This is a genomic window from Devosia sp. (assembly GCF_017307565.1).
In the GTDB taxonomy this organism is placed as follows: Bacteria; Pseudomonadota; Alphaproteobacteria; order Rhizobiales; family Devosiaceae; genus Devosia.
This window is the reverse complement of record NZ_JAFKHD010000220.1, coordinates 1-8,276: the sequence shown is the minus strand read 5'-3', so window position 1 is coordinate 8,276 and position 8,276 is coordinate 1. Positions and strand designations below refer to the sequence as shown.

The 8,276-nt window shown below is 61.2% G+C and carries 4 protein-coding genes and 1 pseudogene; all 5 read right to left on the bottom strand.

Going from position 1 to position 8,276, the window contains the following annotated elements; translation table 11 throughout:
* On the bottom strand, positions 1-689 hold a 689-nt coding region (gene rpsB, locus J0I64_RS07100), incomplete at its 3' end, for a 30S ribosomal protein S2 (RefSeq protein ID WP_291406897.1).
* Positions 690-1,006: 317 nt separating this feature from the next.
* A pseudogene (gene dnaE, locus J0I64_RS07095) lies at positions 1,007-4,462 on the bottom strand (DNA polymerase III subunit alpha).
* A gap of 781 nt (positions 4,463-5,243) precedes the next feature.
* The gene (locus J0I64_RS07090; RefSeq protein WP_291406896.1) at positions 5,244-5,930 is read right to left on the bottom strand and encodes an ABC transporter ATP-binding protein; all 687 of its coding nucleotides are present in this window, start codon (positions 5,928-5,930) and stop codon (positions 5,244-5,246) included.
* On the bottom strand, positions 5,923-7,233 hold the full coding sequence (locus J0I64_RS07085; protein ID WP_291406895.1) for an ABC transporter permease: 1,311 nt from the start codon (positions 7,231-7,233) through the stop codon (positions 5,923-5,925). The genes J0I64_RS07090 and J0I64_RS07085 overlap by 8 nt, the downstream gene beginning before the upstream one ends.
* Positions 7,234-7,295: 62 nt before the next feature.
* The coding region (locus tag J0I64_RS07080) for a proline--tRNA ligase (protein WP_291406894.1) at positions 7,296-8,276 on the bottom strand (981 nt) is incomplete at its 5' end.

The window sequence follows — 8,276 nt, the reverse complement described above, 5'->3', positions numbered from 1 at the left end:
GACGAACGGCCGATGCCGTCCAGAGCAGCGCGCGAGATCAGCGAGACATAGAGCTCGAGAGCGCGGCTGGCGTCGTCGTTGCCCGGGATCGCGTAGTCGACCACATCCGGATCGCAGTTGGTGTCGACGATAGCGACGACCGGGATACCCAGACGACGGGCTTCCTTGATGGCGTTGGCTTCCTTGTTGGTGTCGATCACGAACAGGAGCGAGGGAACGTTGCCCATGTCCTTGATGCCGCCGAGGTCGCGCTCAAGACGCTCCTGCTCGCGGGACATCATCAGGCGCTCCTTCTTGGTGCGCAGGTTCAGGTCTTCTTCGCTCATCGATTCCAGTTCGCGCAGGCGAGCGATGGAGTTCGAGATCGTCTGCCAGTTGGTCAGCGTGCCGCCGAGCCAGCGGGAGTTGACGTAGTACTGAGCGGACTGCTTGGCAGCTTCAGCAACGAGCGGTGCGGCCTGACGCTTGGTGCCGACGAAGAGAACGCGGCCGCCATCGGCAACGGTATCGGATACGAGCTGCAGAGCGCGGCTCAGGGCCGGAACGGTCTGCGACAGGTCGAGGATGTGGATGTCGTTGCGAACGCCGAAAATGAAGCGTTCCATCTTCGGATTCCAGCGGTGCTTCTGGTGACCGAAGTGTACGCCTGCTTCGAGGAGCTGGCGCATGGAGAATTCTGGCAGTGCCATATTGTAGTTCCTTTACCGGTTGAAACCTCCACGAAGCCTGATGCGACGGTTACCCGCCACCGGATGGATTTCCTTGGGAAAGCCTGCTTCGTGTGTGAGATCGCGCCGACAAAGTGCCGGACGCGTGGGCGATATAAGCGAAGTCCTGCCTGAGCGCAACCCGCCAAAGTCAATCACGGGATCGTCAACGAACTGATCCCGCGACCGGTCGTTGGTCCTTCATAGACCCGCGCCGAGACGTGGGGACAAGGGTGAAAGCCCCTGAGTGGGGGAGGAAGGGCTTAGGGCTCACCTCCTCCGCGTTGTCTTGTTCTTCGTTAATTGAACTGAACGTCAGTGATCCCTTCAAGGGCCTTGATGCCGCCAGCCACCTCGGCGGTTACGGCATATTTCCCCGGAAGCTCAATCTCGTATTCTTTTGCGCCCGCATCGCGGATGACGATGAAGCTCACAGTGCCGTTGCCGCCGCGCTTTAGCTGTGCCCCCACGGAAGGCAGCGCCTTGGCGTCGGCGGCAAAAATGGTGAGCTGACGGTCGATGCTTTCGGCAGCGCCTTCGATGGGTTTGGCACCGTTCAGCATAAGGCTGATGCCTTCCGCCCGCTCCTGGGCGCCGACTTCCAAAATAACCGAATTGCCAGGCTGCAGAATCGCGCCGAACTGGGTGATCTGCTCCGAAAAAGCGATGACTTCAAAGGTGCCGCTCTGATCCGAAAGGCTCAGGATCATCATCGGCGTGCCTTTACGCGTTCGCCTATCGTTACGCGACGAGATAGTCCCAGCCAAGCGGCCAGCCGACGCCCCGTCCTTGACCGCACGCTCGAAATCGCCCCAGCGCTGGACCCGGAGGCGCTCGAAGAGGTCGGAATAGGCATCGAGCGGATGGGCCGACAGGTGGAAGCCGATGGCCGAAAGTTCGCGGTCGGCACGCTCGGTGGAGTTCCAGGCGGGAACGCTCGTGGGCAGGCGGAACGGCTCGGGTTCGCTCGAAGCGAACATGTTCCACTGCCCCTCGTTGCGCTCGGTGGTGAGCGCCTGCGCAGTGCCCACGACTTGGTCCATGGCAGCAAAGGCAATTTCGCGGCGCGGCACGAGCGCGTCGAAGGCGCCGGCATTGACCAGAGTTTCGAGCGTGCGCTTGTTGATCGCCTTGGGGTCCACGCGACGGGCGAAGTCGCCGAGATCCTTGAAGGGCTTGTCGCCACGGACCTCGACGATGTGTTCAGCAACGGCGCGACCGACACCCTTTACGGCGGAAAGGCCATAATGAATCCGGTCATCCTTCACCGAGAAGACGACTTCGGAAGCGTTCACGCAGGGCGGGACGACCTCGATCTTCTTCTTGCCGGCCTCGCGACGGAAGTCCGATAGCTTATCGGTCTGCGCCATATCGAGGGTCATCGAGGCCGCATAGAACTCATGCGGGAAGTGCTGCTTGAGATAGGCGGTCTGGTAAGACACCCAAGCATAGGCGGCGGCGTGGCTCTTGTTGAAGCCGTAGTTGGCGAACTTCGCCAGAAGGTCGAAAATCTGATCGGCCAGCGCTTCGCTGACGCCTTGCGGGCCGGAACCCTCGCGGAAGCGGACACGCTGATTGTCCATTTCCGCCTTGATTTTCTTACCCATGGCGCGGCGAAGCATGTCGGCCTCGCCGAGCGAATAGCCCGAGAGGAGCTGGGCGATCTGCATCACCTGCTCCTGATAGACGATAATGCCATAGGTTTCGTCGAGCACCTGGCTCAGCTTGGGGTGGGGATACTCCACCTCCTCGCGGCCATGCTTACGATCGATGAAACTCGGGATGTTGTCCATCGGACCAGGCCGATAGAGCGCGTTCATAGCGATGAGATCTTCGATGCGGTCGGGCTTGAGGTCCATCAAGGCCCGGCGCATGCCGCCACTTTCAAACTGGAAGATGCCGTAGGTATCGCCGCGGGCGTAGAGATTGTAGGTCGCCGCGTCGTCGATCGGGATGGCGTCGATATCGAGCTCGATGCCGCGCTTGCGCACCATTTCGACGGCATATTGAATAGTGGTCAGGGTCTTGAGACCCAGGAAGTCGAACTTCACCAGACCCGCCGGCTCGACCCACTTCATATTTTATTGCGTCACCGGCATTTCGGAACGCGGATCGCGGTAGAGCGGCAGCAAATTCTGCAGCGGACGGTCGCCGATCACGATGCCGGCGGCATGGGTCGAGGCATGCCGAAAGAGTCCTTCAAGCGATTTGGCGATCTCGACCAGCTGGCCGACGGCCTCGTCGTCTTCCGCCATCTGCTTGAACTGGGGCACCTCCGCCATGGTGCGCTCAATGGTCCAGGGATCGGCCGGATTGGCGGGGACCATTTTGCAGATGCGGTCCACCTGGCCATAGGGCATCTGCAGCACGCGACCGACGTCGCGCAGCACGGCGCGCGCCTGGAGCGAACCGAAGGTGATGATCTGCGCCACCTGTTCGACGCCGTACTTCTTCTGCACGTACTGAATGACTTCTTCGCGCCGGTCCTGGCAGAAGTCGATATCGAAGTCGGGCATCGAGACGCGCTCAGGATTGAGGAAGCGTTCGAACAGTAGATTATAGCGCAGGGGATCGAGATCGGTGATCGTCGTCGAATAGGCGACGAGCGAACCGGCGCCCGAACCACGGCCCGGTCCCACGGGAATGCCCTGACTCTTGGCCCACTGGATGAAGTCGGCCACGATGAGGAAGTAGCCAGGGAATTTCATCTTCTCGATGACGTTCAGCTCGAAATCGAGCCGCTCGCGGTATTCCTCTTCGGTCTTGCCCGGTCCGGGGCCGTGGGCAGCAAGGCGCTTGTCGAGACCGGCAACCGACATCTCACGCAAGACGGCCGCTTCCGCGGCGACCACAGCATCTTCGGTGTCGTGTGAACCGGCCGCGAATTTGGGCAGGATCGGGCCGCGGGTGCGCGGGCGATAGGCCATGCGGCGGGCAATCTCGACGGTAGAATCAAGCGCCTCGGGAAGATCGGAGAACAGCTCCATCATCTCCGCACGGGTCTTGAAGTAATACTGGTCGTTGAGTTTGCGCCGCTCGGTCTGGGCGACGACGGATGCACCGGCAATCGCCAGCAAGGCGTCGTGTGCCTCGTATTCCTTGGACGTCTTGAAGAAGGGCTCGTTGGTTGCGACCAGCGGGATGCCCTTGCGATAGGCATAGTCGACGAGGCGCGGCTCGACGCTGGCTTCCTGAGCGCGGCCATGGCGCTGCAACTCTATATAGAAGCGATCACCAAAGAGATCGGCCAGGCGATCGAGGCGTTTCAGGGCGTTTGCGTCCTGCCCATGGACGAATGGCATATCAATGGCGCCCTCGGGTCCGCCGGAGAGACAGATGAGACCGCTCAATGCGTCCGGCGTTAGCCAGTCGAGCTTGGCGCGCGCCAGACCGTTTTCACCCTGCATATAGGCGCGGGAAACGAGGCGCGAGAGATTGGCGAAGCCCTCTTCGGACTGGGCCATCATGACGACGCTGGATTTTCCGTTCCAGGCAACGTGTCCGCGCTCGCTGACGCGTTCTTCGGCGGCCGCAAAGTCGATGGCGAGTTCGACGCCGATCAGCGGTTGGATGCCCTTCTTCGTCGCCTTCTCGGAAAATTCCAGGGCGCCGAAAAGATTGGCCGTATCGGCCAGACCAAGCGCCGGCTGAGCGTCGGCGGCGGCAAGTTTGAGAATCGTCTCGAGCTGAACGGCCCCTTCAAGGAGCGAGAAAGCCGAGTGAACATGAAGGTGGATAAAGCCGGGGCCGCGCATATTGGTCTCCTTCGGAGAGTCTGGGCCAACCGGAGGCGGAGGTCAAATCACCCTGCCCCCAATCCACAGGCGATCAGGCGACCAAATTCGTCAGCAGATCCATCCAGGTCAGCGAACCGATGGTGAAGGCACCGAGGGTCACGAAGGCGGCGAAGTCCTTGAAGAAGTCAATCATCTTAAGCTCCCGTGTTGCTATAATGTTCTTATATGTTTTCTCTTTGTTCCGATCCAGTGGGATGATCGTGGAAAGCGGGGACAGGGTTAACGCGTTAGGGATTCGTTAGAGCCGCGGGAGATTCGGGACGGGTGATGCCCCGCGGGAGTGGCGGCATGCAAAAGCGCCGGACAGCCTTGGGCTTCCGGGTGTTTGGGGAGTGGACGGACCTCGGAGCGGCATTCGCCTCGAAGTATTTTATGTGTGAAGCGACTACCGCTCCGAGGTGCCCTTTTTTCGGACAGGACTCACAGCACCTCTTTGAACGCTCGTCGCGAGGCGGCCAGTCCCACGAACGTGCATGGGAGACGAGCCCATGCCGGGGCCCTACCCGCTCCTGTCGTCTGCAGACCGTCCGTGCGGGGATGGATGACGAGAGGATAGTGGAGGCTTTTGGGGCGGGGATAAGAGGGATAGATCTTGTCCGACAGCCGTCACCCTCGGGCTTGACCCGAGGGCTCCGTACTCGCCGTATCATCGCCAAGTGCAATGTCCTCGGGTCAAGCCCAAGGATGACGGCTCGGGTTGCGACCGGAGGGCTCGGAAGTGGTCCCGCGTTAATCGCAGCTAAAGCGTGTGCGGAACGACCTTGCCGTCCTTGATCGTGACGATGCGGTCGGCGCGTTTGGCCAGTTCGTGATTGTGGGTCGCGATGAGGGCGGCGGCGCCTTCGGTGCGGATCAGGCCTTGCAAAGCGGCGAAAACGAGATCGCTGGTGCCGGGGTCGAGATTGCCGGTGGGTTCGTCGGCGAGAATCACGCGCGGATGATTGGCCGCTGCGCGGGCGATAGCGACGCGCTGTTGTTCGCCGCCGGAAAGTTCGGCCGGGCGATGGGCGGCACGGGGGCCGACGCCGAGCATGTCGAGGAGTTCCATGGCCCGCACGCTGGCTTCGGCGGGCGATTTGCCCGCGATCAGTTGCGGCATGGTTACGTTTTCGAGCGCCGTGAATTCGGGCAGCAGGTGGTGGAACTGGTAGACGTAGCCCACCGTATTGCGGCGCAGCTGGGTGCGACCGCGATCGTTGAGCTTGCTGGTCTTGTTGCCGACGATTTCTACCTCGCCGGCCTGCGGGCTTTCGAGGAGACCGCAGATGTGCAGCAGGGTCGACTTGCCGGCGCCGGACGGCGCGACGAGCGCGACGAGCTCGCCGCTTTCAACGACGAGATCGGCTTCGTCGAGCACCCGAACCTGGGTGTCACCCTCGCCATAGTGACGGTGAACGCCGGAGAGACGCAGATAGGGATTACTCATAACGCAGCGCCTCGACGGGATCGTATTGGGCAGCGCGCCAGGCGGGGTAGAGCGTAGCGAGGAAGCTCAGGCCCAGGGCCAGCACGACGACAACGGTGACTTCCGTAGGGTCGGTCTTGCTCGGCAGGGCCGACAGAAAGAAGACCTCGGGCGGGAAGAGCGCGATGCCCAGCGTGTTAGAAATGGCGGCGCGGATAGTCTCTGCATTGGCGGCAACGACAAGGCCGAGAACGAGGCCGCTCAGCGTGCCGACGACGCCGATGGTTGTGCCGGTGATGGAGAATATTCGCATGATGGCGCCACGGGTTGCCCCCATGGTGCGCAGCACGGCGATATCCTTGCTCTTGTCCTTCACCAGCATAATGAGGCTGGATATGATGTTGAAAGCGGCGACGAGGACGATCATCGAGAGAATGGTGAACATCACCACGCGCTCGACCTGCAGGGCGGAGAAGAAGGTCTGGTTGCGCTGCTGCCAATCGGTGAGGATGAAGGGACGCAGATGCGGCGCGGCCGAAATGCGTTCGCGCATCTGGGCGATGGCATCGGGGTTGTCGATGAAGACCTCGGCAGCGGTTGCCTGATAGACGCGCTCATACGCGGCGTCGATTTCGGCGTCGGAGGCCATGGGATCGAGCGGCCCCATACCGGGCTTCAGCACGTCGTCATAGAGCTTGAAATAGTCCTGCGCCGTCTTCAGCGGCATATACATGAAGAGGCTGTCGAACTCGACCATTCCCAGATTGAAGATGGTGCGGACCGGATAGGATTTGATCTGCGGGGTCGAGCCGAAGGGCGTCATGGCGCCACTGTCGGGATTGATGATCTGAACCTGATCGCCAAGGCCGACGCCCAGCGTCTGAGCCAATCGGTAACCGATGGCGACCCCGTCGTTTTCGTCCCAGCTATCGAAACCACCCTGCTCTGCCGAATTGAACAGCAGATCGAGCTTTTCCAGATTTTCGGCATCCATGCCGCGCACCGACACGCCAGTGGAGCCGCCGCGGCCAGAGGCGAGCACTTGACCTTCGACGTAATAGACGGCGAATTTGACGCCCTGGACTTCCTCGAGGGTTGCCACGGCGTCCTTGTAATCGGTGAACTTGCTCTCGATGGGATATGCCGTGAAGTGGCCATTGAGCCCGAGGATTTTCGTGAGCAATTCAGCTCTGAAACCGTTCATGACGGACATGACGACGATCAGCGTCGCGACGCCAATCGCCACGCCGACCATGGTCAGGCTGGCGATCACCGAAATGAACGCCTCCTTCCGCCTTGCGCGCAGATAGCGCCCAGCAATCATCCATTCAAACCGGGAGAACGGCCGAGTGGATCGGCCGGCCGGGGCTTGCTGCACGCTAAGGGTCAAATGTCGTTCATCCGCTGAGGTTCGATAAGGCCCTTGAGACGCTCGACCGCATTGGCGAGCGGCAGCGTCTCGCGCTCGCCGGTCTTGCGATGTTTGATCTCAACTTCGCCCGATTTAAGGCCGCGTGGCCCAAGGATAATCTGGTACGGGATGCCGACGAGATCAGCTGTGGCAAACTTGGAGCCGGCGGGCTGATCGCGATCGTCATAGAGCATGTCGAGACCCGCTGCGGTCAGCTCGGCATAGAGCTTGTCGCAGGCAGCATCGGTGTCGGCATCGCCAGCCTTGAGGTTGATCAGCACGGCTTCGAAGGGCGCGACGGAGACGGGCCAGATGATGCCGTTTTCGTCGTGGCTGGCTTCGATGATCGCCGGGACGACGCGCGTCAGGCCGATGCCATAGGAGCCCATATGAACAATGGTTTCCTTGCCGTCATTGCCGGTGACCGAGGCCTTCATCGGCTCGGAATATTTCGTGCCGAAATAGAAGATGTGGCCGACTTCGATGCCGCGGGCCGAGACGCGCTTGTCTTCGGGCACAGCGGCTTCGTATTCGGCGTGATCGACCATTTCCTCGGTCGCGGCGTAGAGCGAGGTCCAGTCGTTGAAGATCGGCTTCAAATCACCGCGGAAATCGACGTCCTTGCCGGGGATCGGCTTATCGAGCAGGTCGCGATGGCAGAAGACCTGGCTTTCGCCGGTTTCGGCCAGAATGATCCACTCATGGCTGAGGTCGCCGCCGATGGGGCCGGTATCGGCGCGCATCGGAATGGCGGTCAGGCCCATACGGGCATAGGTGCGCAGGTAGGCTACGAACATACGTTCATACGCAGCGACGGCGCGGTCCTTGTCGAGATCGAAGGAATAAGCGTCCTTCATCAGGAATTCGCGGCTGCGCATGGTGCCGAAGCGGGGGCGCACCTCGTCACGGAACTTCCACTGGATGTGGTAGAGGTTCAGCGGGAGGTCCTTGTAGGA